The 26071-nt window shown below is 62.9% G+C and carries 19 protein-coding genes and 1 pseudogene; 16 read left to right on the top strand and 4 right to left on the bottom strand.

Features of this window, described 5'->3' with window-relative positions; genetic code table 11:
- Nucleotides 1-604: 604 nt before the first annotated feature.
- A pseudogene (ligD, locus tag WA070_RS05080) lies at nt 605-1582 on the bottom strand (non-homologous end-joining DNA ligase); the annotation flags it as partial.
- 26 nt (nt 1583-1608) lie between these two features.
- Here ligD and WA070_RS05075 point away from each other — a divergent pair.
- Nucleotides 1609-2133 (top strand): hypothetical protein, encoded by a 525-nt coding sequence (locus WA070_RS05075; protein ID WP_422633058.1) that lies wholly within the window; start codon nt 1609-1611, stop codon nt 2131-2133.
- A gap of 6 nt (nt 2134-2139) precedes the next feature.
- Here the strand turns inward: WA070_RS05075 and WA070_RS05070 are convergent, their stop codons facing one another.
- The gene (locus tag WA070_RS05070; protein WP_422633072.1) at nt 2140-2427 is read right to left on the bottom strand and encodes an ArsR/SmtB family transcription factor; all 288 of its coding nucleotides are present in this window, start codon (nt 2425-2427) and stop codon (nt 2140-2142) included.
- A gap of 192 nt (nt 2428-2619) precedes the next feature.
- On the opposite strand from WA070_RS05070, the gene WA070_RS05065 reads away from it, so the two are divergent.
- From WA070_RS05065 to WA070_RS05030, 8 genes are all read left to right on the top strand, one after another.
- Nucleotides 2620-3231, top strand: a complete 612-nt coding sequence (locus WA070_RS05065; RefSeq protein WP_422633057.1) for a hypothetical protein — start codon at nt 2620-2622, stop codon at nt 3229-3231.
- 5 nt (nt 3232-3236) lie between these two features.
- Nucleotides 3237-4142 (top strand): 3'-5' exonuclease, encoded by a 906-nt coding sequence (locus tag WA070_RS05060; RefSeq protein WP_422633071.1) that lies wholly within the window; start codon nt 3237-3239, stop codon nt 4140-4142.
- Nucleotides 4143-4387: 245 nt separating this feature from the next.
- Nucleotides 4388-5233 (top strand): hypothetical protein, encoded by an 846-nt coding sequence (locus WA070_RS05055; RefSeq protein WP_422633056.1) that lies wholly within the window; start codon nt 4388-4390, stop codon nt 5231-5233.
- Nucleotide 5234: 1 nt separating this feature from the next.
- A complete protein-coding gene (locus WA070_RS05050) occupies nt 5235-6020 on the top strand; it encodes a hypothetical protein (RefSeq protein ID WP_422633055.1) in 786 nt (261 codons plus the stop codon).
- 20 nt (nt 6021-6040) lie between these two features.
- Nucleotides 6041-6658, top strand: a complete 618-nt coding sequence (locus WA070_RS05045; protein WP_422633054.1) for a hypothetical protein — start codon at nt 6041-6043, stop codon at nt 6656-6658.
- A gap of 49 nt (nt 6659-6707) precedes the next feature.
- Complete coding sequence (locus WA070_RS05040) at nt 6708-7067, top strand: CHC2 zinc finger domain-containing protein (protein WP_422633053.1); 360 nt, start codon at nt 6708-6710, stop codon at nt 7065-7067.
- A gap of 3 nt (nt 7068-7070) precedes the next feature.
- The gene (locus WA070_RS05035) at nt 7071-8786 is read left to right on the top strand and encodes a hypothetical protein (protein WP_422633052.1); all 1716 of its coding nucleotides are present in this window, start codon (nt 7071-7073) and stop codon (nt 8784-8786) included.
- A 264-nt stretch (nt 8787-9050) separates the two neighbouring features.
- On the top strand, nt 9051-10814 hold the full coding sequence (locus tag WA070_RS05030; protein ID WP_422633051.1) for a hypothetical protein: 1764 nt from the start codon (nt 9051-9053) through the stop codon (nt 10812-10814).
- A 1186-nt stretch (nt 10815-12000) separates the two neighbouring features.
- Here WA070_RS05030 and WA070_RS05025 read toward each other — a convergent pair.
- Entirely contained in the window at nt 12001-16347 is a 4347-nt protein-coding gene (locus WA070_RS05025; RefSeq protein ID WP_422633050.1) for a hypothetical protein, read from the bottom strand.
- 164 nt (nt 16348-16511) lie between these two features.
- Here WA070_RS05025 and WA070_RS05020 point away from each other — a divergent pair, with 164 nt between their 5' ends.
- Nucleotides 16512-17123 carry a hypothetical protein gene (locus WA070_RS05020; protein ID WP_422633049.1) on the top strand — a complete coding sequence of 204 codons (612 nt, stop codon included), beginning with the start codon at nt 16512-16514 and terminating at the stop codon, nt 17121-17123.
- A 3-nt stretch (nt 17124-17126) separates the two neighbouring features.
- On the opposite strand, the gene WA070_RS05015 is transcribed toward WA070_RS05020, so the two are convergent.
- Nucleotides 17127-18002, bottom strand: a complete 876-nt coding sequence (locus WA070_RS05015) for a hypothetical protein (RefSeq protein WP_422633048.1) — start codon at nt 18000-18002, stop codon at nt 17127-17129.
- A 311-nt stretch (nt 18003-18313) separates the two neighbouring features.
- Between WA070_RS05015 and WA070_RS05010 the strand changes: the two genes are divergently transcribed.
- The 6 genes from WA070_RS05010 (at nt 18314) to WA070_RS04985 (ending at nt 26020) form a co-directional block, all read left to right on the top strand.
- The gene (locus WA070_RS05010) at nt 18314-18472 is read left to right on the top strand and encodes a hypothetical protein (protein WP_422633047.1); all 159 of its coding nucleotides are present in this window, start codon (nt 18314-18316) and stop codon (nt 18470-18472) included.
- Nucleotides 18473-18645: 173 nt separating this feature from the next.
- Nucleotides 18646-19440 (top strand): hypothetical protein, encoded by a 795-nt coding sequence (locus tag WA070_RS05005; RefSeq protein WP_422633046.1) that lies wholly within the window; start codon nt 18646-18648, stop codon nt 19438-19440.
- 453 nt (nt 19441-19893) lie between these two features.
- Nucleotides 19894-20271 carry a hypothetical protein gene (locus tag WA070_RS05000; protein WP_422633045.1) on the top strand — a complete coding sequence of 126 codons (378 nt, stop codon included), beginning with the start codon at nt 19894-19896 and terminating at the stop codon, nt 20269-20271.
- 8 nt (nt 20272-20279) lie between these two features.
- Nucleotides 20280-20795: a hypothetical protein gene (locus tag WA070_RS04995; protein ID WP_422633044.1), complete on the top strand. Its 516-nt coding sequence runs from the start codon at nt 20280-20282 to the stop codon at nt 20793-20795.
- An 883-nt stretch (nt 20796-21678) separates the two neighbouring features.
- Complete coding sequence (locus tag WA070_RS04990) at nt 21679-24450, top strand: UvrD-helicase domain-containing protein (RefSeq protein ID WP_422633043.1); 2772 nt, start codon at nt 21679-21681, stop codon at nt 24448-24450.
- Between the two features lie 229 nt (nt 24451-24679).
- Nucleotides 24680-26020, top strand: coding sequence for a hypothetical protein (locus WA070_RS04985; RefSeq protein WP_422633042.1), 1341 nt, complete (start codon nt 24680-24682; stop codon nt 26018-26020).
- Nucleotides 26021-26071 lie beyond the last annotated feature (51 nt).

Genomic DNA, 26071 nt, shown 5'->3' with positions numbered 1-26071 from the left:
TTTGGCATTGGGCCCTCGGCGCTGACGGAGGCCATGGGCATGCTCAACCACCATTTCGCAGCAGCCGCCTGATCGGCGCAGAGCGACAGCCTACCTCTGACTGCCGCCAATCTTTGCAACAGAGCCCTTTGAGCGAACCATCGAAAGCGCCACCACCTGGCTTTTCATCGCATCCGTCAACCAAATCACCCGCAGAATCGCACGCGACTGTAATCAAAACGCTTCTTTATGAGTCAGCCTCTAAGTCTGGCAGGACGCCCCCTGACGACAATCGTCGCCGGACCTAATTCTCCACCCTCATCATGGAAACTGGGTGTGAAATGGGTCAGATGTCAATACAATAGGTCGCGTCATTTGGGATATTATTTACATTCGCGGTGCATGCATCCTCAGGATGCGCGATGCCTTTTTAGGACGGAATGCTGGACGGCGATTGGCCAAGCCATGTAGACGGGAAGCATGTGCAACCTCTACACTCAGCGCCTGAGCGCGGCAGAGGTCGCCGCCCATTTTGGCGTCGACAACCCAGTCGCCTCGAATGCGGGCGATGAAATCTATCCGGGAACGCCCGGGGTCGTGGTCCGCCAGGAGGCCGGTGCCAGGGTCATGCAGTCGATGACCTGGGGATTCCCAGTCCGACTGAAGACCATGGCCCCGACGGCCAAGCCGAAACCGGTGAACCCCTGGCCATCAGGGTGGCGTCGTCGTCCATGCTGTAGGGGTGGGCATCCTTCATCTTTGAAAGTTCGTCCCAGTCGATGGGAACCGCCACCGGAGCACCTGGCCGGACGCGGACGGAATAGGGCAGGATGGCGGTGCTGCCGCGCTGGTTGCGCAGCCAGTCGATGAAGATGCGGTCCTTGCGCCTAGCCTTGCTCATGGTCGCAACGAAGCGGTCGGGTTCGGCGGCGCTCAAAGCCTGGGCGAAGCGGGAGGCGAAATCCTTGTGCGTCTCCCAGCTATGACCGGGAGTCAGCGGCACGACGACATGTACGCCCTTGCCGCCCGAGAGCATGGCGAAGGAGACGAGGCCGATGTCGCTGAGGTGATCGCGGATGTCATGGGCGGCTTTCCGGACCTTCGTGAAATCCATGCCCTCGTCTGGGTCGAGGTCGAAGATCATGCGGTCGGGCTTCTCGACGGCATCGGCGCGGGACGCCCAGCCATGGAATTCGATGGTCCCCATCTGCACGCAGGTGAGCAGGCCGTCGGCGTCCTCGACGTAGATGTAGTCTTCCGATCCTCCGCCCTTCTCCCGGATCGGGAGCTGGCGGACATGGTCACCCAAGGCGCCGCTATCATGCTTCTGGAAAAAACATTTCTTCGCCCTCCCCTGCGGACAGCGGACGAGGCTGATCGGTCGATTAGCGGCGAATGGCAGCATGAGGGGAGCGACACGGGCATAGTAGTCGGCAAGGTCGCCCTTGGTCTGCCCGCTGTCGGGAAAGAGAACGCGATCCCGGTTGCTGATCTTTATCTGGGTCTCCGGTTCCGGGAGCGACGCAGCCTTCTCCGGTCTCACCGCCTTCGCCGGCTTGTCGGAGCGCAGGCCGAGGAACCTGCCATGGCGGACGCGGCCGTCTGCGGGAAGAGCGTGCAACGGGTAGCTTGGTTCCGAGGTCCGAAAAGCTCAGAAATAATATTTCAACGAATATTGAACTATTGCTGGCTGCGCCCATCTATCACCTCGATCGGAACGGAGGATGTGATGATGAAGACCATGTCGGTTCATATCGTTTCTTGTGGGAGGACGAAGGCAATGCCCGGAGGCGGGCCCGATTGCGATGTCCCCTCTACGAGGGGTTTCGGGAGGCTGCTTCCCGAAGCACCGAGCGCCGTCTGTTCACGGCCACGCTGGAAGTCGACGACAGCGGCGAGTTTGCGGTGAGGATGTTCCACGGCTGCCACGCGGTCGACGAGGCCGAGGTGCTGGATGGACTGGCGCAGCGCGTGCCGATTTCTCATCTGGCGCAGGTGCGGGTGCGACCGGGGATAGATGGATCAAACCCTGTGGTGCGCCACCTGGTTCCGGCTCTCGCCCTTGCAACGCTCGTTACGCTTGGGGACTGCTGCCCACACCGCCGCCCACTGGCGATGGGCGGAGTGATCCAGATCACCGAGGGGATGGGCTGACAAACCTCATGCAGGGGCTTTGGCAGCGTCTATCAGGTCGATGATCGACTTGGCGGCGTGACGTGCGGCAGCGGGGCGCACGCGGTATGTCACTTCACGTCCAGCCTTCTCGGCGGTGACGAGACCCGCCTCGCGCAGAATCTTCAAGTGGACGGATAGGAGGTTCCGCTCGATGCCCAGCCCCTTGGCAATCTCGCCCTGGAGCATGCCATCATCCCCTTGACGCATGAGAAGTTCAAAAGCCCGCCAGCGCGTCGGCTGGCCGAGGGCGGATAGTATGGGGAGATCGTTCATTTCCATAAGTCATAGATAATTGAACATTAGCGTTTTGCCTAGATGCAATCTCATCCGATCCGTCTATAAAAAATAAATGTTCAATGATCGTTGAAATGTTGAATCATTTGTCTTATATGAGTTTGCAGGTGCCCGGAACCGCTGCGGACGCCACCGAAGAGAGAAGCTAGTCGGCGGAATTGGAGACGTTTCATGGACGATCTTGATGTGTGCGGACCGAAGATGATGCCCAGCGTGGTCGAGGACCCTGCCGGTTACGACGAACCGAGCGACCCGGTGGTCGTGACCACCCGACGCGGCCTTTCGCGTATCGCGTTCGTGGCGGCCGAGGTCGCGGCCCGGTTCCAGCGTGAGGGTATCGAATATGATCCCGTGGCATGGATGATGGCATCGCGCCGTCTGTTCGACGGGTCTGCGGCACTCGACGCTTGCCTGGAGCGGCAGTCGTTCCTGCGGGCTGCGATCCTTCATGGCCTCTCAAAGGGCCTGGACGCTTTGCCGGAGCAAATCGATCCGCTAATCGAAGATGATGATGACGACGAACTCGAGACCGATTACATCGAGGAGGCGTTCGCGCAGTCCTGTTCGTCGGGGCATCGTGGACGCATGGGCGTGATTAGTGGTGACGGTGTGAGCCTTTCGGTTCCGCACTATCGCGCCCCGGCTCATTTCCCCGCTCGCCAGGTCTCGATCGGGTTGACCCGAGGCGGCACGGACCTCGCCGTCCGTTCGACGACCCGGATCAACCCGATCGACAATGCCATGTGGCAGTCAGGCATGGAACTCCGCGCGGCGCGGCCTTGAAGGACATGCTCGCCGTCCCGGCAGCGGGCCGTCCCCCCATGGCCGGGAAGGAGTCCCGGCGCATCTACCGCCTCGATGTCAGGGAGGGGCCGACAGGTGTCGGCGATCCCGGCGCTCCCAACATCGCGGTAGTCGTCGACGTGGAAACGACGGGACTCGACAGGACCCGTGACGTCATCATCGAGCTCGCCATGCGCCAGTTCAGATATGACGACGCGGGGCGGATTACCAGCATCGGCCGCCCCTTCTGCTGGCTGCAGGATCCGGGCCGCCCGTTGACGGAGGAGATCATGCAAATCACCGGATTGAACGACGACATGGTCAAGGGGCAGTCGATCGACAAGGAACTGGCGGCGCGGATTCTGCGCCGGTCTACGCTGGTCGTGGCGCACAACGCCAGCTTCGACCGCCCGCGTGTGGAGGACGAGATACCGGACGCGGCCGGCGTGGCCTGGGGCTGCTCGTGTAACGAGATCGACTGGCGCGGCTTCGGCTTCGATGGCCGGAGCCTCGGCTATCTGCTCGCCCAGATCGGCTACTACAACGGTGCCCACCGGGCCTCAGCCGACGTCGACAGCACCATCGCCCTACTCGCCCATGAGGTCACGCCGGGACGGACGGCAATGGCCGCGCTTGTTGAGCGGTCGTCGAAGGAGACTTGGATCGTCCGCGCGAAGGGCGCCGCCTTCGAGACCAAGGACCATCTCAAGCAGCGGAGCTACCGCTGGGACATGGATCTCAAGGTCTGGTGGAAGGAGGTCGACGACCGGGCCGGCGAGGAGATCTGGCTTGCCGCCAACGTCTACGCCCCGTCAGCTGGTGCGATGGCTCTCGGTCCGGAATGGGTCCGCATCACTAACGTCCATCGGTGGAACCCTGCCACCCAGCGGAAAAACACACCCCCCGCCTGACCGCAGGGTTTCCTTTGTCGCGCAGCCCGTCTGACATCCCTCCAACAGGCAGGCACTGAAACTCGCTGAATCCTGATAGTTCGGGCCTGAACATTCCGGAGCGCCCAGCCCGTCCCGGATGCCAGCGCATCTGTGCGCCCCTCGGCGCGTGCCAGCCAGGCACCACGCCAACCCGTCGGGCCTGGACCGGTCCTGCGGCTTTTCACGCCAACCGCTTTTCACTGCAGCGAGAAGGAGCAGCCATCATGGTGAAGAAGACTCACGTCCCCGCTATCCGCACCCCGGCCGGCAGGAAGCACACCACGACCAGTCGAAAGGCTGTCGCGGCGGGCACCGCGCTCGTGCCGGTCGCGGCGCACGCCCAGGCCATCGTCGCTCTATCCGGAGTCGACGCGGCGGAGCCTGTCATCCAGCGCGACGGTGCCATCACACTCGTCGTCGGCCAGCTCTATCCCATGCGAGGGATCACCATCCGCGCGTCGGAGGTCTACTACGACGCCGACCTCAGGCGGGATCGTCCGGAAGGACCTGCCTTGGACGAGGCGGACAAGATCGCCTGGAGGGACCCTGCCACCGGATACGAGTGCATCATGCTGCGCGACAGGGACGCTGGCTTCCTCTCCGGCTATGTCGGCGTGCCCTCGGATCACCCGCTCTTTGGCTTCGACCATGATGCGCTGCCCGACGACCTGGGCGTCGACGTCCACGGCGGTCTCACCTATTCGAGGATCTGCGACGACGGCCCTTCGCCAGATCGGCGCATCATCCGAGAGTCCCGTCGCATCTGCCACGTCGTCGTGGGCCATGCTCCGCTCGTGCATGGCAGCGATTACCGCGTGCAGGAGCACGCTTGGTGGTTCGGCTTCTCGTGCGACCACCTCTACGATGCTCTCACCGGCCGGGGTTCCAGACACGATCGACGCTTCCTCGCGGCTGAGACCGGACCGGTCTACCGGGACGACGCCTATGTCTGCACGGAAGTGCAGAACCTCGCCGCGCAGTTGAGAGCGATCGCCGATGGCCTCCCCGTGCCGCCCCGTCAGGGCGCCCCCCTGCCGCCCCGCGGCCTCGACCCGAAGGAGGTGAACTGACATGGTGTCGCGCCAGGGCACGGCCAGAGAGATGCCGTGGGGCTGGTGGCTGCGGTCTGAACGTGGCTTCCTAGTCGACGACAAAGGCCGCAGGTGGAGGAGCGTGCGGGAGGCTTATTGGCAGGGGCATCTCGGCTTTCCAGAGACGCAGGTCGTGCTGGATGAACAGTCCGAACTGCTCCTCCGCGTCCTTACATCCATGGCCTGCCGACTCGTCGGCGAGCGGGAGGGCAGACACGACCTGTTCGACGGCGATATGATGGCGTGGCGGTTCTACATGTGCTGGCTGGTCTCGATCGGGCTCGCTCAGAAGCCTGGGGGAGGTTCGTTCAGCTTCGAGGCACCTCTGACCGACGAGGGCCGGGCCGTGATGCTGATGCTCCAGGCCACCCGCAATGGGGCGTGGGTCGATCTGCCGATGCGCGAGGTGGTCGAGGCGGTCCGCACCGCTGGTCGCGGGGTGGCGGAAGCCGCGCGCGAGCGGGAGCTGAAGGCGTTCGAGGCGGAGGCTGTGCATCTGCCTTGGGTCTTCGAGCGCCGCCGGATCAGGGCGTCGTTCATGATCACGCTCACGGGCATGTCGCTCGAGGGCCGCATGCCGATCCGGCGCGTGGTATGGTCCCAGGCGTTCACTGACGAGACGATGCGCGACGACTTCTTCGCGTGGCTGGCCGAGCGCGTCGAGCGCTGGGAGGACTGGGGCAAGTTCACATACTCGAGGGGGGCGGATGCCCTCACGCAGCGGTTCCTCGCCCAGGTCGGCGTCTCGCCGTCGGGTGCGGCATGACGCCGTCGCGGCGCCGTCCGATGAGCGAGGCGGACAAGGAGATGCTGGACGAGCTGTCGCGGCTGAAGGAGCAGGACGAGCAGCAGCGCCTGCGCATCTTCCGCGACTGCCTTGCCCGAAACGTCTGCCTCGCATCGCCCCTTCTCCTCGATGCCACCAAGGCGGAGGAGTTGGACAGGGCGAACTGGCGGCTTCGGCCCGGACCCGCCTGGCCGCTGCGAGGGCGTGTCCAGAGCCTCGTTCGTGGATTGTCGGGTGGAGGCAGGCCGCCTGGACCGTCGGAATTTGTGATTGTCGACGAGCATACGGGCGAGACGGTGCAGGTCATGGACCAGCTCGTCCTCCGGATGACCCGGCGATCGGCCCACATGTCGCTCAGGATCGGACAGATCGTAATCAGGACCGAGGACGACGGCGGCGTCCTGTCCGTCCCTCACCTACTCGACCCCGCCGAGAGCGATGCCATCACAGGCATTTCCGTCGATGCGATCCTCCGGCACCCGATCCTGATCGGGAAGAGCTACCCCATCATCAGGGTGAGGGCGGCCAGGGAGAGGCCCCGTTCGCTGATCGACTTCGCGGCGCCGCCGATGGAGTGGTTCGTGCCTTGGAACCGGCCTTGGGACGTTCCCTTTTAGCCGTTTTCCTTCCGTTCCAACCGAACATCTGATCAGTAGGAGATACGGAATGTTCCGCGAGAACATGAAGACCGAAGGTTCCACCCGGAGCGCTCTTGCCGCACGGATTTCGATCAGCGCCCTCATCGCCAGCGACGTCGATCTGGTCGCGGCGGGCGACGAGTGGCACGGTTCCTGTCCGTTTCACGACGACGGCTCGGTTTCGCTTCACGTCAGCGATCCCGTCGGCGGCTATGTCTGCTTCGACTGCGGTATCGCCGGAGATGCCGTGGACTGGATCATGCATCGCGACGGCGTCTCCGAGAGCGAGGCGCTGGCGTGCATTGCGGCGATGCGCTCCGGATCGTCTCTGAACGCCAGGTCGCCGACATGCGACGAGAGTCTGCCGGTCGTCAGCGGGAGGGTGTGAGCCATGTCTTCTTCCAGGGACAGTCGCACCACCTTCGTCACCGAGAGGCAGGCGGTCGTGCACGCGCTCTTCATGAAGCACCGCTCGATGTCGGTGGTGGCTCGGATGATGGACGTTTCGTCCATCACCGTGCGCGAGACGCTCGTCCAGTATCAGCGCAACGTCCTGCGTGACCAGGGGATTAGGCCCCCCAGTCTGAAGAAGATGCTTCGAGGGGACGTCTCCGGCCGGTTCGGGATAACGAAGTCGGAGGCTGGTGGTCGGCCGGCGAAGCATCGCCAGGTCGACCCCACAGTCCCCTCGAAGCCGAAGCCGGCGCCCCCGGTCCAGCCGAGGGAGAGGCGCTCGATCGACATATCGACCGGCAGGGCGCTGCACTTCATCGTGACTGCCGTCGAGGCGGGGAAGCGGGTCCACACAGGATTCTGGCGCAACCTTCTCGCCTATGGCGACCATCTCGGCGCGGAGATCATGGTCATGCGAATCGGTGGACACGAGCCCGTCAGGGGGGAAAGGGAGCATCCGGAGATCGAGGCGCACACCCTCAGATTTGGCGTGGACATCGGTCTCGAGGTGGACATCGCTGCGGACGTCCGTCTGCAGGCCGGAGGCACTCGTCCGCTCTCCAGCACACAGGGTCGCGCCAGCGCGGTCTGGACCATCTTCCGGCATCCGGCAATCCAGCTGGAGACGCTCGCCCGCATCCGCGCCGACGGCCTCCGTGTGCAGATGACCAGCGGCGCGATCACCGTGAGACGTCGATCTTCGGAAAGCGGTGCGGGTGATGTCGGTGCCGTGATCGTGGAGGTCGGAGCCGACGGGATCGCCCACTGTCGGCACATCTTGGCGGCAGCGGACGGAGATGGGAGCTTCCAAGATCTGTCCACGCGGGTGGTGCATGGAAAAATCCGGCACGGCTGCCCGGTCGAGGCGTTGAACTTCGGCGACGTGCACCGTGCCTGGATAGATCAGGCAGTCGTGGACGCCACGTGGGGCAGGCTGGGAGGTGTCGGCCTCGTGGACCGGCTGCGTCCCGCCCGCCAGATATTCCACGACATCTGCGATTTCGCGGCCCGCAGCCCGTTCCAATCGCGCGACCAACTCAAGCGGTTCGCGCAGCACAGCGTCGGTCAGGGAAGCGTGCGCGAGGAGTTCTTCCAGGTTGCGGACTTCCTCTCGGGAACGTGTCGGCCGTGGAGCGAGAGCGTGGTCGTGCACAGCAACCATGACGAGATGCTGGTGCGCTGGCTTCGCGAGGCGGACTTCCGGGACGACCCGACGAACGCGGTCTTCTTCCTAGAATACTCGCTTGCTCTGCATAGGCGGCTGGAGCGCGGGGAGGAGACCGACGGCTTCTTCGAACATGTGCTGAGGGATCTATCTCCGGACGACCTCGCCGGCGTCCGCTTCCTCGCGGATGGCGAGAGCCTGAAGGTTGCCGGCGTGGAGTCCGGCATTCACGGCCATAAGGGACCGGATGGGCGGATCGGTGGCATGCAGGCGCTCGAACGCCTCGGCATCCGTGCAACCATTGGGCACACGCACCGGCCGACCACGCGCGATCAGCTGTGCAGCGCCGGCGTCTGCCAGACGGAGATGGCCTACGCCAAGGGCCCGCTGACAGCCTGGGCGGTCGGCCACGTCGTCACATACTGGAATGGAGCGCGGCAGCACCTCCTGTTCCATGGGGGCCGCTTTCATGCGGAATTGGACGGCTAGTCGTCTCCTTCGCGGCGTTCGGGGAATCTCACGCATGGACGGTGGCGCACGTGGCTACCTACTCGACCGGTGCGCACCGGCACCTATTCCTGCACAGAGGAGCGCTTCCATGAGTTATGTTCAGCCTTTGGATTTCGCTTTTTCGCAGCACACCGATCTCGTCCTCCGACGCCTCCGGTTTCCAGCCTTGCAGTGGCGTGACACCACCATCCGGAGCTGGCGGCCACGCTGCGAATTCGTCTTCGCTCATCGGGAGTCTGCGAAATGACCTCCACCTCGCGTAGTCAGGTCGGGAGCAATTTCCGGCGCCTTGTGAACAATCTCCAGCGCCATGGCCGCGCCATGGCCTATCTCGATTCGATCGGCATCGACGCGCATCTGGTGCAGTCGGTTGGACTGGGGATGAAGGAGCCGTACGTTCGGTCCGAAGGCACGAATGTGGAGAGCGTCCTGGCTTTTCCCCTGGCCAGCGAGGGCGTCCGTCGTCGCTACGCCTATCTCAATCTCCCTGAGGTGACCGTCAATCCGGAGCACCCTCTGGGTTGGGGACCGGGACTTCCCGAAGTTGTCTCGTCCAGCACCCGGGGCGACGTCCTCCTCGTCTGCGCTAACGCAATCGCCGTGTGGCAGGTGCAGCGGGCAGCTGAGACCGCGGGCATGGACGTCGTTGCGGAGTGCTCGAGCCAGCCCGGTCGGCTACCGTCCGCCTGGATCGACCGCCTGCACTGGGCGCCCTACGCGCGCGTCGTCGTTATGGGTGACATCGCGATGGGATGCGGGGCCGCAATAGCCCGTGCCGCGCAGCGTCCCGTCGAACGGACCGAGGCAGCGCTTGTCGACGACGAGTGGCCGGGGGATGTGGCGGCCGCCGCCCGTCTGGTCGAGCTGCTTAATGGAGCTCGCCCGCAAGGTGCGGTAGCAGACCACCTGCTATCGGACCTCTCGCTGGACGCGGGCGACTTCGCCGTGAAGCCGATCTCCGTCCACGGCGGAATGAGCGAGGGGCGCATCTTCTATGCATTCACGGTTGAGCGTCGAATGGCGTCGGGCGGCGGCAGGTCGGATCGCGTGTTACACCGGTATCAGACCGTAGTTCTCCGTTCGGACGGGGCGCTGCTGGAGGCAACCACGCTTCCGGCTCCGGCCGGGACGCCCGCGCATCGGCGGGTCCACGCGCTGACCGACGGCACCCGCATCAGCGAGATTCAGGATCCGGGGCACTACTGCTCGTGGTCGCTGGAAGGTATCCGCAGGTTCGTGGCCGCCCGGCAAGCCGGCGAAGATCCGTGCTACGTCGACGCCCAAACCCTTGTCGTCGAGGCTGTGGCCTATCTTAGGACCGTTGCTATCCTGCCGTGCGAGGACGACTATTGGGTGCTGGTCGCATTCGTGATGTCCAGTTATCTGTTCAGGATCTTCGATGCGCTTCCGATTGTCCACGTCCACGGTGAACGCGGGAGTGGCAAGTCCGAACTGACGGCGGCACTGGTCGCGATGTCGTTTAACGGCCAGACGATGAGTCAAGGCTCGGCATCGGCCCTCGTCCGGCTTGTCAGGGAGACCGGCGGGCTCGTCGCGCTTGACGATGCCGAGGCCTTGGCCACCGGCGGAGGCGAGATTGGGCAGGCGCTCAAGCAGGGTTACAAGCAGTCCACTGCCGTGAAGGTCGTCGCGGTTCCGGGAGGCCGGACGCAGGCGATCGACTTCTACGGTCCTCGCGTTATCTCGAACACACTCGGACTCGACCCTATCCTGGGCTCGCGCGCGATCCGCATCGCGACTGTCCCTTGCCACAACGTCGATGTGGACGGCGATGTGGCGGAGACCAACCTGCCGGCCTGGCGGGATGCGGTCCACGCCTTCGCGATGAGCCGGCTGGACGAGGTTGCCGCCGCCTACGCGTCCGAGATCAGAGGAGTTCGCAACCGTAATGACGAAATCTGGGCGCCGCTGCGCGCGGTCGCCGAGAGTATCGGCAGCGCCCCGATGATCGCTGCGATCGCGGCGAGGTCCGGCCCGTCCGCCTAAGCCCAGGTCGGGGGTGCCGGCGACCATGCTGACACCGCTCGACCGATTGGTGACATCAGCCGCATCGTTGCGACCGATCAGTGGCGATCTGCCTCCCAGCCGCAGAAAATCGTCCCCCAACATCCGTGGGTTTCTCGACGCGATTAGGCTGGTTCACCGCCCCGCACGTTCGGGGCGCGGTCGTTCAGTCTGCCGAGATTGGCGGCATCGCACTGGTGCGCCGCACCTCTGCTTTTCATGATGTTCTACGGGCCCTTGAGCACCGCCATGGCATGTCCTGCGCGGCCAGTGGCAATGGCACCTGCCGAAATCAGACACCTCCATTGCCAACGATATAAAGTCTTCATCTTGAATTTATTGAATTTTTTATCAGATTCTTGAAGCGATGCTAATATCCCAATAGACGAGCTTTCCATCTGGCAAAGAGATCATCTTCGATGAAAAACTCTTTGAAAATCAATAAGATGAATTCGGAATGCGTGCAATTCAGAAAATTGTTGCGAAACATCGTTTAAACGCCTGCGAAAATCGTGCTTTTTCAATAGGGCGGGTGATCGGCTGGCGCCTCCGGAGTGACCCCTTCCCGGGTTTCCGTTGTCGCATCCGTCGGCGAGGCTAGTTCAAGAACGGGCCGCGACACGGACTACGGCGACCTTCCGAACACCAGGCCCGATCAAGACATTTCTGGGTCGACGCAATCGCCTGATCGCTCGCCCGCTCCGGCAGGAACATGTGCTCGCCGGACGACGTGGTGAACGCGTTCAACGGCCCGGGGGGATTGGGGAGTGTCATCAACCTTGAGCACACCTCGCAGACGCGATGACGGTCGGCGACGTCGAGATCGTCGATTTCATCTCCAGTCGCTCCGTGGCGACCCGGCGCTCGTCCTCGCCTTCTTTCGGGAGCTGAGCGCTACGACGCTGCCCATTCTCGGGGTGAGGACCGGAGCCAGCTTCCCAAGCTCGGTGCGCGCCTGCTGCACGCCTGTGCGCCGTAGCCCCGAGCGCCGACGCGGCCTGCGCGGGCAAGATCGCATCGCGTGATGGGTCTCCAGCTGCCCGCACCGCATGAACAGGGCGTGCACCGGATCCTGGTCGCCAACGTCGAAGCGCTGGTCGGTGATGACTGACGAGAAGCTGGGCGCGGTGGTCCGCTGCGACCGCCCCTATAATTGCGCGCGAGTGGATTAGGAGGTCAGCGGAAGGTCGTGGAAACCAGACTTGTCCATGAAGACGGGTGCCACGTCCCGACCGGCTGCGCCCTTCTTGGCGTTGCGCCTGCCGATGGCCGACGGCGTGAAGTTCACATACGTCTTCCGAATGGTCGTCACGCTGTCCAGAAGCGTCTCGGCCGCTTCCTCCCAGGTGCCGCCCTGGGCGAGCACGTCCGTGGCGGCGATGTGCCGGAGGGAGTGGGGGCCGTGGGACATCAGGCGCATGAGGCCACGCCTGCGGAAGGGGCTCTCCGAGAGATAGCGGGCCGTCACATACTTGAATCGGCCGGCGAGACTACTCGGCAGGAACTCATGGCCCCCGCGCGTTACGAAGACGCGTGATTCGGGCGATTCGCCGTCCCTGTCGTCATCCTCGTAGCTGTCGCCCTCCTCGTCCTCCTCCGGATTGATTTGCCCGTGGAGATCGTCGTTCTCGTCGATGTCGGCGACCCACTCTGCTTCGCTTGTCCAGTTCCTCGACGGTCGTTTGGGAGCGAAGTCCGTCATGGCCAGATTGGGTCGCGCCACGTCCAGATACCGCCTGATGAGCTTGTAGAGCCCGTCCTCGTCCCGAAGCTCGAGCTCGTAGAAGTCGCCGTCCTTGAAGTGGCCGCCTCCTCGGTTCTTGAACCGGTCGCGGTGGATGCGGATGATCCAGCGCCCCTTCCGCTCGAACAGCTGCCCGGTGCCGTCGGCCTTATAGGTGAGCTGGGCGATGTTCTTGATGCGAAAATGTGTTTGGAACAACAGGAGCATCATGAGGCAGTCCCTGTCATGCAGGTTCCTGTTTCTGGCATCCATTGGTCGGTTCTTGATCATGCGCTGGATCGCGGCGCGGTAGACCGCCACGGGCGTGGTCGAGTTGACGACCACCTGGATGGCCTCGAACGGATTGCGGGTCTGGAGCGGCTTGCCCTGAAACCTTCCCATCCTGAGGGTCAGCAGGCGCCCGTAGGCGACATCATGCTGGACGATGGCGGAGTCGCAGAGGGCATCCAGCGTCGCCTCTTCCAGACCCTCGGCACCAATGCGGATGCGCGAGCGCATCTCGGGCGTCTGATGCGTTGTCCACCAGTTCGCGAACCTTACCGTTGCGGTCCGGATAGCTGCGTGTGTCCTGAGCATGCCCGCCGGTTCGATCCGGTATTTGGGTGCGACCGCTCGCTTCGGTCGGGTGATCTCCTGGCACACCTTGTGGAACTCGACGGTCTCGCTGTTGAAGGCGCCAGACCGGTTCTTGCGGAACTGGTCGTATTCTCCGACGATGGCGGGAAAGCCGAGCATTCCAATGGAGAGTAGACTCCGCGGAACACCCAGACCGCCCTGACTGACGTATCCCACAGCCTCGGAGACCTTCGTCCGGGCTTCCGCGAGATGCGGATCCGGAACCTTGTGCACAAGCTGCGTGGGCTTCGACAGCGTCGGCGCCAGGGTCGCGAAACCGAAGAAGGATTCGAACAGATCCCGGAACCGTCCAACGCCTCGACCGACCAGGCCGGAGCCCTCACCCTCTTCGGGAATGGGAGCGTAGAGATCGTGAGGCACTCGGTCGGCACCGCTCCCGACGTTCTTCTTCCCCTTCATGAACTTCCTGAATTCCGCCTTCAGATGGCGCGGCCATAGATCGAAGGGCAGCTTGTATTCGTTGTTCGAGAGCACACGGATACGCCGGGAGTAGGCGGTGTTCTGGACAGCCCAGGCCGTCGCTACTTCAGCTTCTATCCGAAGACGTTCGTCGGGATCGGAGATCAAGTAGAAGTCGTAGGGGAGGTGGACCATGATATGGTGGTCTATCCTCCGACTGCCGCAGGGACGCCCGAGGGGACGGAAGTCGGGGTTGAGGAGTGATGCGAGCCGTCCGTCGTCCAGATCGAAGAATCGGTTGAGCATCTCGAGGATGGGCTCATCGGTCCAGTTGGGAATGCTGTCCCCCCGCACCCACGTTGTCACGATCGGCGGACAATCCTCCGTCTGATCAACATCCTGCGCCTTCTTTCGATCACACTTGGCCTTTTCGTTGACCTTCTCGTGAAGCTCCTTGTCGGAAATGCCCAGGGCGCGACAGAGCATTCGCAGCCCGCGCGCCAGGGAGATGCCGGGGTTGCGTTCAAGGATCATCTCGCAATGAAAGCTGCGCCAGCGCTTGATCTCCGCCGGCACTGGGCTCGGTATCCGGTCGGAGAACAGGCTATTTCCCACTTCGTCGTGCGGTGCGCGACCGAGCGCGTCCCTGAGGTCGTCGAGAGCGATCGCGGTTCGTGTCGCGGCGCGCGACGGCTGCTGGTCCCGCACCGCCTGCTTGCTACGCCGGCGACGCCCGAAGGTCCGGAGCTGGCGGAAGGTGATACCGCTCTCGAGCCCGGTATAGGGAATCACGCGGAGCTCCTCTCGCAGATCGTCGAGAACCGCCCTCAGCGCATGATGGAGTCGCAGCACCTGCACCGATATGCCAACGGTCTCTGAGATTAGGTGCAAATCCAGATCGCCGGCACTGAGCGGGTTCTCCGGCAGGCCGTTCGGGAACTCGGCCAGGAGCCTTCTACGCAGGAAGTCGGCCCGCTTGATGTCGATCTCGTTCAGCGGCGGCTTCGGCTGCGATGGCCGGACGGGACCTCGTTTGGACACGGACCGCGACGCGGCCGATATTAGCCTGATGTAGCGCTGGGTCAGGTGGGCGACCGGAATTCCGATCTCCACCGCGGTGGCCTCTTTCGCAAGGCAGTCGCTCAGGTGGAATTCGCGCGGGTGGCCGTATCCGCGGTCGACGATCTCCTTGCAGTAGGCATCGACCGCCCGGTCGCCATCGACCTTCTGCGTCCCGGTCGACTGCTTCGCCTCGGTGCCGACGGTAGCGGCGAGATCGGAGATCGCGCCAGCGACGAGCGGATGCTTCGAGATATCCCCGACCCTACGGCGCAGCGATTGCTCGAGCGCGCGGTTCGAGATTCCCCCTGCCAGATTCACACGGAGCCGACGGCCCTCGGAGCTGAGAGCGGCGATTGACTCGGCGATGAAGGCCGCGCGGCGCTCTCTCGCGCAGAACTGCCCCTCATGATCGACACTTGCCCAGAAGCAGCGTGCTATGTCCTCCAGCTCGATGAGGAGCGGGCTGCCGCAGAGACTGCCGGTCACGAAACCGAGCGCGCGCTCAAGACGCTTCCGCGTAGGTGCGTCGAAGCCCGGTCGGGGAGGCGTCGCGGCGCCGGTCCTGACGTCCATGCGATACTCGTCCAATACGACTGCCGCGACGGCGTCGTTCATGGCCGTCCCTGCGGCGACGTCGACGCCGATCTCGGCGGCTAGCCACGCGTCGGTCTCGACGATATGCTCGCGAAAGGCGGTGTGGTAGGCGAGCTCGGCGCTCAACCCCGCCTGCATCAGGATCACCGGAACCAGAGGCGCGCCGTTACTGTGCCGCTCGAACGTCTCCAGACGCGCGCGGTGAGACAGAGCGAGGTCGAACACTGCGAGCCGAGCGCGTGAATAGTCGTCCCTCGGTGCGCTGGCGGCGGGGGACGAGGTACCGTGGCGACGCACGAGCCTCTCGATCATCTCGACGACCGCTGGATGAGAGAACGTCCGGACGTCCACACACAGGTCGCGTGCAATTTGACCGACCATGGGCTGACCATTCCTCGCCGGAACGGGCTTTGAAGCGATCGAGAGTCGCCGACTCATTCCGACGAGACCGGCGAGCGTCTGGTCAACGCTGCCGGTGGACAGATTCGCCGTGTCGCCATTCAGCGTCTCCAGCCATATCCTTGTGTCTTCGGGATCGACGTCCGGACTTCCCGATACCGGCTCCTCGAAGCCCTCGAACAGATGGCTGGCGGGACGATCTTCGAACGGATGCACTTCGGCAAGTGCGATGATGGCCGCCTCGACCGCCGGATGCCTCGTCCATGTGTTTTCGCGCAGCCCGGCCAGGCGACACGCCCAACTCCGGGACGGGGCGCCGTTGTGTCCGCGCTTTAGGGGAATATTCTCTCGGGCGAGCCTGTCGGACAGCGATCGGATCGCCGCGACGTGGGACTCGACGATGGTCTCGTTCTCGAAAGGGTGCTTTTTGGCAAGCGCGCGGATCTCCTCCTTCACCGGCGAGGCCCAGGCCGAATTGACGTTCATTCTCATCCGGCCCGCTGCCCATGCGATCGCGACGCCTCCACGGCGATCCTTCACAAGACCTTCGTTTGATCGGAACAGCTCTTCCGAAAGCGCTTTCACCTTGGCCAAATCCCGCCGCACTGCTGGCGTCAGGGCCGTGACATCGGGCGCAATGGCTTCCACGGCCTTGCCAGAAGAGTGGTCTTCGAACTTCATAACCCAGCCCCGCAAATAAGTTGCCTGTTTTAGCAACTCCTGGCCAGATGGTGATTACCGCGTCCGCTTTCAATGAAGTTGCTTAAATTAGCAACTTCATTTCTTGTTGCCCATTTCTGCTGCCTGAGTCATGCAGTTGCCGAATTAGGCATCAAGGAGCGTCCATGCCGCAGATCTTCGTCCCGTTGAGCACTGCGCTCGAGATCATGGGTTCCGTGCTCGGTGTGAAGGCGGACACGACGCTGAAGTCCCGCGTGCGTGCGATAACCGATATGGGTGTGCCGCGGGCGGGTCGTGACAAGGCACATCAGCGTCTCCGCTACGGGCTCACGGAGCTTTCGGAAATGACCCTTGTCCTGCTCCTCACGGACGCGGGGATCGCCCCTTCCACGGCCGCGCGCCTCGTGCGGGAAGGATGGGCCGATTTTGCACCCGCCGCCTTCGAAGCGTGTCGACCGCTGATGCCACCGGGCTACTCCGGGACCGGCGCGCGGAGCGACGGACCGATAGCCGTGGTCGGCGGAGCCCGCCTACGCGAGGCGGGCAAGCAGGGCACCCGCAGAGAGAGGGAGGTGGGGGAACTGCCCCACGTCGACACTTCCACCCCAGAGGTCAGGCTCGGGGAAGCATTGGGTGCTGCCGCTATCGCGGTGGTCGTCAACGCGCCGGCGTTCATGCCAACCCTGGTGAACGCGCTCGTCGTGCACGCCGTGGTGCCGCAGGACCTCGTAGATTCGTTCATCGCGCTACGCGATAGCGAAGACGACGGGCGGTAGGTCTCACCGGTCCCTCTTGCTCCCGAAGCGACAGGCGCCCTCGAACATGATGCCGGTCAGTCGCTCTACAGTCTTCGCGGGCAGTTCCCAGGCAGCGGTTCCTGAGCCGTGCCTGGACCGGATCGGCGGAGAGGCCCCCTCGAACGGAATCCACTTCTCCTCGAGCTTGAACGTGGTGCCATCTTCGGCGATGGAGACGCCGGTCAGACCGTAATCGCGGTCGGTGATCGCCGGATGTCCGATGTAGGCACCGAGCGGTCTGGCGTCGTCGCTCAGGGTGGCCGTATACGAAAGGATCTCCCGCGCGTGGATGGTGCCGTGGTCGTCCGGGAAGCCGCGATCGCCGGACCCGCTAGTGTATTCGGCGTCGCCGAGATCGATCCGGATGGCGACGAGGCGCCGCTCCCGAATGCTGCCGCGTAGCCCCTTGTGCCTCCGCGTCCTCCTCGCACGGATCGAGACGTCGCAGTCGTCGTCTGCCGCTTCGAGGATCGTTTCGACGTCCGTATCCCATGCCGCGGTCCTGATGCCGCCGGCGTTCCACGCGAGCCAGTCGATGGCGAAGCCCGGCGCGAAGATGGACCACGGCCCTGGGCGGTTCTCACCGCGTTCGCGTGAAATGGTCCGTAGGCGCGCGTCCACGGCCTTGCGGACGAGTCGCCTCGCGAGGCTGTCCCATCGGAGCTCCCAGTCCTGACTGGCGGTCGTGAAGACGATGGTCTTGCCGCCGGTGGACACGGCAAGCCCGCCATCGATGCGTTCAAGCCTCAAACCGACGTCGGGTCCGTCGACGCCGACCTCATCGAGCATCTGCGCGATGAGGCGCTCCAGATCGGCGATTCTGCCTCCGGTCAAGACGTCGCCCCTATGGTTCGACATCGACCAGATCGGCGCCGATGGTGCTTGGCGTTTCCGGGTCGATGTCCCACGTGGAGATGTCGAAGAGTGTCTCCTCCAGTGCGGCCGCCGCTGCGGCGACGAACATCCGGCCGGGGGAGCGAGGCCAGCCGTTCGGGCTGCTGGAATAGATCGCCCATGGTTGGGCTTGTGGCTGAAGATCGGGGATGTGCGGTGTCCGAATCGGTGTTGCGTCCAGCCGAGGATAGTCCGGCCTAACTAATGCCTGACTAACATCCAGGACGCCGCATGACCTGGAGACGGTCCGCCGGTTGTCGGCTGGGACGTTCGACATGGATAGCGCGCGCGACTGGGGCATCCCCGTTGCGGCAGGAAGCTCTGGCTGGGTTTCAGACATCCGGGAGACGGGTCGGCTTCCCGGTGCCGAACCACGCTCTGAGCGTCGCATCCACACCATGATCCGCGTCTTCGAGATGGCGGTGCGCCATTAGCTGCGGTGTCGTCCTCAGGGTCTGCCTCAGCATTTCCCTGGGCCGCAGGGCCCGGCGCTGGCGGCCTTCTCGCCTCCGCGCCCCATGTCGTTGGGGCAGCCTGTATGCCTCCTGGCATGCGCCTGAAAGGCCGGCTTCCGCCGCCCCTCGGTGAACCAATGGAGTGATGGAAAATGGATGAAATGAGCGCCTGGCACGGCGCCATTCGGGATCGCGCGCCGCCAGCCGCCACGGCTGCGGCCCGCATGGGACGGAACAGCCCGCTGTCCATCCGCCCGCGCATCAGCATCTCAGATGCAGATCGGTTGAGACCGGAAGATGAGGGGAAAAAAGCCTTCAAAAGGTCTCCGAACACGGAAACCCGCGCCGGCAGGCGCATCAGACAGGAAGATGACATGACCTCGACCACATCGGACATCCGCACCGACCATGCTACCTTCGACAGCGACGGGATCAACCACGTCGTCTGCGCCATGCAGCTCGAGATGGGGACCACGCCCGGCCACGCAGGCCGAAATCCGAACGTGCTGTTTTTGGGCGGACCTCAGGTCACCGACGTCGATGCCCTCTGCGAATTTTCGCTTTCGAAGAACTGGAGCCTATTCTTCGCGAGCGTCGATGTAGCGGACCCTGCCGCAGGCCTGATGGACGTCCGCGCGGTCGTCACAGACGGGGTGACCCAGGCAGCGACCATCGCCGGTGGTCGGCTCTGGAAGCGCGACAAAAATTCGCCTTCGGTGCTGCTCTTTCCGAACGTGGGAGCGCTTGCGAAGGTCACGAGCAAGGGTCGGATACTCATCCGGGAGATGACAGGCACCTACGGAGATGAGGGCTACGAACTGGCGCGCGCGGCGCTGACCGCGAGGTGCGCGACGAGGCCGGGCCAAATGCCGGTCGTCGGCCCAGTCGGTGTCATGCCTTCGGTCCTAGATGTCAGGACGCTGAAACTCATGTTCGAGATGGGCTGAAAACGGCACCCGGCAGGCAGCGGTCGGGGGGGAGGTGCTTTCCCCCGTCCGTGTGTCCGCCCAATGGCCTTCGAGTCGGGTGCGCACAGCGGGTTTCACCTTTCCTGGGCGCGCGCACGCGCGTCTCAACAGAAGTTATTAAAGTGTAAGATTAGATAGAGAGGAAAAGACATGCACTCAAACGCCCCGGCGGAGCTTACAGACGAAAGCCGTGAAAATTCTGTTAACGCGACGCTTCAGACTCCTTTTTTCCTCTCTCATCCAATCTTCAGGAATCTGAATCCCGAAGAGTCGATAGGTGGGTTCTACATACGCTCCGCGCACGCGCGCGTGAAAGGCGGGACGCAGTCGAACACGCCGTCGCCCGGTTGGTTACACGGTTCGTTAACCCCAATGGGAAACCGAACGGTATCGACTGCCGCGCCACACGGTCCCGACACGCGGGAGGTGGCAGTGCTGGAGATTGAGAGGGCAAGAGCGATTCGCGACGCGATCCTGGCGATGGACGCCGAGCGGTCGAGCGATGTCGTGCATGGGGCGGAATTCGGCTCATGGAGCGTCGACGGCGCCGGATGGTGCGCGGTCGTCGCGAACCTCTGGGACATCCATGACGCCTCCTGCCGAGGCCGAATGCGCCAGCCGAACCTGCAATCCAACGTCATCGGCTACGAGTTCATCGAGGTCTACCACGAGGACGAAGGCGTGATGTGCCTGGTCTACGAGATCGACGGGGATGACGAGCATCTGATCTACTTCGACGGTGGAGATTGGGAATCCCTCTTCGCCCGCTCCGATACTCCGGGTGCCGCCGCACTCTCGCAAGCCGCCTGAGGCCGCCTATGAAGCACGAGCGCATCACGAAGCGGCATCCTCCCGTCCCCACCCCCTTCGCAGAGGAGAAGGCGAGGCAGCGCAGCTTGGTCCCCTTAAGCGACCACTGGCCGACCTGCCAAGGTGATTGCATCATCGCATACGCGCAGACGCACACCTGCCTGCGCGTCGACTGCCAAGGCTGCAGCAACTTCCAGATCTTCGAGCCGAAATCGCTATGGTGGGTGTTCAAGCAGCGCGGCTGGAGCGATCTGTTCACGGAGGCGGCGCCGCGGATGCGGTGCACGACCTGCGGGGAGCGGAAGGCGAGGATAGGGCCGACCAGATCAGTCGAGATATCCTCCCACCTTCCGCAACCGCCGAAAGCAAGCTGGGAAAGGGCATCGCGCGCCTACGATGGAGCCGTGTTCAAGCGACTCAGCGAAAGATATTGGCCCAGCACATCCAATGAGGAGCTCCGGCGACGTCGCACCGACCAGCGCCGGAAGGAGGCAAAGGGCATTCAGCTGAAGGTCGCGCCTTGAGTCGACCCAAAAGCGGCACGATGAAGGCCCCGTGTCACGTTTGGCATGGTGCTTTACCCCGCAAATCTCACGCGGATCCGCGACATTTATCGTCACTTGGATGAGATGGCTTCTGTAGAATTTGTAGGAAGTCGGTCAAATCTGGAGCCGTGTTGGCATAGCGGTGCCTTGGTAGAAAAGTCGGCACCGGGCCATGTTGACTAAAGGGAAAGACCACCGGTTGCGCATAGGCTCACCACGAAATATCGTCGTGGCTCACGGGGGGATCATGACTGAAATCTATCGATTTGTTTGCACCGCTATTCTGCTGGCGGCATTTGCCTTTTCGTGTCCCGCGTGGGCGTCATATGTGACTGCTGAAGGTGTCAACTGCCGATCGCGCCCGGATGTCGGAGAGCGCGTGGTGGCCAAGCTGTCCAAGGGCAAATCCGTATTGGTTTCAGAAGCTGGAGGCGGCTGGTCGAAGCTGGAGGCGGCTGGTCGAAGCTGGAGAGGCCTTCCTGCTGGGTCAGTTCCCGGTTCCTTGCGTCTGATTATGTCGGTCCGGTTCGATCCCACCCACACTCCACGCGCGGGACGAATTCGGCAAGATCTTCTGGCTTCCCAGCCCCAAGGCCATACCCCTTCACCTCAGGCGCCAAGAAGTCGCGGAAGAAGTCCTCCACCAAGAGGCGGAGCGGTGGAAGTGGAAGCTATGGCGGATCGTCCGGCTGCCCCTGCAGCGGTGGAACCGTCTGCATAGGTCCGCGGGGCGGGCGCTATTGCATCACTAGTGGCGGCAACAAGCGGTATGGAGTGTAGGACGACGGACGATTCTTCATTGGGGTTTAGTCCGTGGACGGCCCCTGTGAACGCGATCTTCCCGCGAGCCTGATCGACCAAGATGTTCAGCCGTTCCCAGACATATCGCCCGAGCCTCTGGGCACGCCTGCTTCTGGGCAGAAACTGGAAGCTAGTGCTGGACCGATCGCGTCGCCACCGGCTGCGGCTCGGCGAGGACGATCTGTCCTGCATGGATATCACCGACGTCTCGGTCAGCAAGGCCCTGCTCTGGCATTCTGTCGAGATACGCACGAGAAGCCGCCTCGACACCCTGACGGGCCTATCCGGGGAATCCGCGCGCGGCCTTCATAACGACCTGCGCGTGTTCGTGAATCACCATCTGTCAGACCTGATCGGCAAAAACCTGGAGCAGTTGCAGGTCGTCGACGATGCCATCACTGGCATCGTCAGGGCGAGACAGCAGTATCTGGCTCAGTCCGACATCAGCCGAGCGATCGCGTCAGTCCCAGGAAGCGCCTCCGCGGCCTTGACCCATCCGCTCTTCAACTACGGTCACATGCCTGCTGAGATGCGGTCCAGCCTGCCCGCCTCGTTCAGCATCCTGACCGATCCGAGCCAGCGACAGCGCTACAACGAAGACTTCGTTGCCCATGAAATGCAGGCCTTCGAGAGCTTCTTCAACGATCTGGGTGGTTTCCCGCTATCCGAGGAACAGCGGGAAGCCTGCATCCGGCTTGAGGACAGCAACCTGCTAGTCGCATCGGCCGGCTCAGGGAAGTCCGCTACCATGGTCGGCAAGGTGGCCTATGTCCTGAAGAAGAAGTTGCACGAGCCGGAGGAAATTCTCGTGCTCGCCTTCGGCAAGCATGCCGCAGACGAGCTGAAGGAGCGCATCGCCCGCCAGCTTGAAGTGCCCGCCGGAGATCTGAAATGCCGTGTCACGACCTTCCATGCGCTTGGCCTCGGCATCATCAAGGAAGTCGAGGGACGGCCCCCGCAGATGGTGAACTGGGTGGAGAGCGCATCTGGCGAAGCTCGCTTCCTGAACGACATCATCGAAAAGCTGATCAGGGCCGATGAGGAATTCCGGCGCCTATGGGTTGAGATACTCATCCTCTACCCCAAGGCGCATATTCCGCCAGCGGAGTTCAAGGATGAAGCATCCTATCGGGCCTACATGGCCGACAACAAGGGGCGAAGGCCAAAGGAGATCGGCACCTATTCGGGCGAATACGTCAAGTCACTGGAGGAGCAGACCATAGCCAACTGGCTTTGGCTGAACACCGTCGATTTCGAATATGAGCGCCGGACTAAGACACAGGACGAGGACGGAAGCGACAGATGGATCGATCCGGACTTCTACTACCCAGCCACGGATACGATCCACGAACACTTCGCCATCAATGCCGATGGAACTTCACCCTTCCCTGACTATGTGAAGCATACTGGGCTGAAGCGCGCCGCCTATACGCGACTGGGTGCGGATCTGTTCGAGACGACCTCGGCACAGGCGAGCGATGGATCTTTGCTCGTCCGATTGAAGGGCGAGCTCGAGAAGCGCGGAATGACGCTAGTCGAGCGGCCGCTGGAGGAGGTGCTGAAGGCTGTCCAACCGGTGGTTCTGAACCACTATCGCAAGATCATCGCCGTCTGCATCAAGCACATCCGTGCGAGCAACCTGACCCTCGACATTCTGCTCAAGAAGGGGAAGTCCCTCCATCACCCACAGCGCGCCGAGCGGTTCGCGAGGGTGGTGATGGCCATAACGGAAGAATACACCCGCAAGCTCGAGGAGCAGCGACGCATCGACTTCGACTCGATGATCGGGGACGCAGTCAGACTGGTCGAGACCGGCCGATACAAGTCCCCCTATTCGCTGATCCTCGTGGACGAGTTCCAGGACATATCCGATCCGCGGGCCCGGCTGATCAAGGCGCTCAAGCATCAGCGCGCTTTCACCAAGCTCTTCGCTGTCGGAGACGACTGGCAGTCCATCTATCGATTCACCGGATCGGACATCACGCTGTTCACCGACTTCAAGACGCATTTCGGGGCATCTTGGGAAGGCCGACTGCAACGCACGTACCGCTGCAACCAGCTACTTGCCGACACTGCCGCCGCCTTCATCCAGAAGAACCCCGCGCAGATGTCAAAGACGGTAAGGTCGTCGCGTCCGGCGATTCCGCGTTCGATCCGTGCGATCCCGGTGAAGGTGGGCAAAACCAAGTCGAAGTTCGCTGATGCCTGCCAAAGGCTGCTTGGTCGCCTAGACACCTTCCTGGAAGGCATAGCCGATCAATGGCGCAAGCACGATGGCGATCGGCTGAAGGTTCTGGTGCTGTGGCGCTATAACCTGCTGGATCCATTTGATGGCGAGCCTCCCGCATACCGGAACATCGACGTGTCAGCCCTGTCGTTTCATCGCTCGAAGGGGCTTGAGGCGGACTACACGATCCTCCTCGGCATCAGCGAGGGCGACTATGGCGTCCCCAGCCGGATTGAGGACGACGAACTTCTCAATCTCGTCATCCCTAGACCCGAGACATTCGAGTATGCCGAAGAGCGTCGGCTATTCTACGTTGCTCTGACCCGTGCAAGCCGTGGTGCGTTTCTTCTCTACGATGATGGGCAGCCGTCCCGCTACATATCCGAACTATGCGGCATCGCAGGCGACGACCTTCGCTTCGAGACCGTCGACGGGGTTCGGCTTTGGCAATGCCCTCAGTGCATCACGGGACGCTTGACGGAGCATACCTTCGAGGATGGTGCCGTGAGGATCCGCTGCACACGTCATCCCCACTGCAACCATGTCCGGTCAGTTACCCCTGTCCCTTCACAGCACACGCCCGAGCACATGGCGAGAAAAGCATGAGGGTCATCCATAGCATCGTCTCGTCCCCTATACGACTTTTCACCAATGCATCCGAGCCTCCGACAGGCTAATTGTGGTAAGTGGCACCGGAGAAACGCTGCGGGGCATTTTCTTGCCCACGCCAGAATGTGACTTGGATTCAGCTCTATACCGCGTCTAAATGCGACTTATGGGGGCATGGTCTAAACTATCGCAATTCTTCGACCGGAGCGAGCCGATGCGCGCTCCGATGGACGATCCGTTCATCCAGATCGACCGGGCGGAGGTGTCGGCGGCGCTGAAACTCAAGGAGCGAGGCGCCGAGCAGGGAACGCTCGAACTCCCGCAATCATCGTCGGAGACGCTGGACGTCGTCGAGACCGAGGTCGCGGCATTCGTACAGGAGCATTTCGGCAGGGCGCAGATCGATGCGGCAAACAGCGTGCGGACATACGATTCGCGCCTGAATGGCCTATCTCTCATCGCGAACCTCGGCTCTATCCGGACCCAGGCGAAGCTCGCAGTGGGTGACTTCAAGGCTGAGGTCCTCGTCAGGCGTGGTCGGTTGACCAACAGCCGCGATGCCATCAGCGGTAGCTATGGCGAACTCCGCGACTTCAAGAACGAGAACGGACTGAAGCGTCCCGCCCATGAGGCTGCCGCACCGATCAGCACCTATGGGACGATGGCGGTCTGCTGGCTGATCGAGACGATCGCCAACTCCATGCTCCTCCGCCTCAACGACAGCATGGGATATCTGGGCGGCGTTCTCGCTGCGGCAATCGTCGGCGCGATCAACGTCTTTGTCGCCGGCGTCGCAGGACGGCTGCTCTGGCCGCGAAAAAACCTCAAGGGTGCAACCGCTCGCACGCTGGCCGGGATCGGCATCACGCTGTGGATCATCTTCACCCTCGTCTGGAATTTGATGGCCGCCCATTACCGGGATGCCAAATCCTTAGGTATTCCGCATCCGGAGACGGCCGCGCTCGGAATGCTGGGGAGTGGCCTGGACAGCCTGTATTCCTACGGCCTAGTTGTGGCAGGCATCGTCTTCGCCATCACGGCCGCCATGGCAGGATACAAGATGGATGACCCCTATCCGGGATATGGGGCGACTGCCACGAGGCATGCAAAGCGCTGCGACGACTATGTGGCCGAGTTCGAGGATGCGAAACACGAGCTGACCGATATCCGTGACGATGCCATCGAGCAGGCGACCGACGTGCGCGAGGAGCTTGCACGGCAGCATGCCGAACGACAGCAGATACTTACCGCGCGCGAAGCCTTTCGACGCCGCTACGATGAATACGGGACGCAGCTGGAAGCGGTCGCGAACGCCCTGCTGCAGGAATACCGCAATGCCAACCGCGCTGCACGGTCCACACCCGCACCAGATCGCTTCGAGACATCATGGCGTCTTTCGAGAACTCCGCTGCCTCTGCCTGGAGGTGACGGCATACCGCGCTCCGCGATCGAGGCCGCCGAGGAGAATCTCGAGGCAGCCGTCGATGAGATCTCCACTGCCTTCGACGAGGCCATTGCGAGCTTCGAACCCCTCGACGAACTGAAGAAGCGCATCGCCGATGACTAGGTTGCCACGGGACCGTCGTTCCAGACGCGGACGCACGAAGTCGGCCGCATC

The sequence above is a fragment of the Sphingobium sp. genome (assembly GCF_049304695.1).
GTDB lineage: Bacteria > Pseudomonadota > Alphaproteobacteria > Sphingomonadales > Sphingomonadaceae > Sphingobium.
The sequence above is the reverse complement of the archived record's forward strand: the minus strand, read 5'-3'. Positions and strand labels throughout refer to the sequence as shown.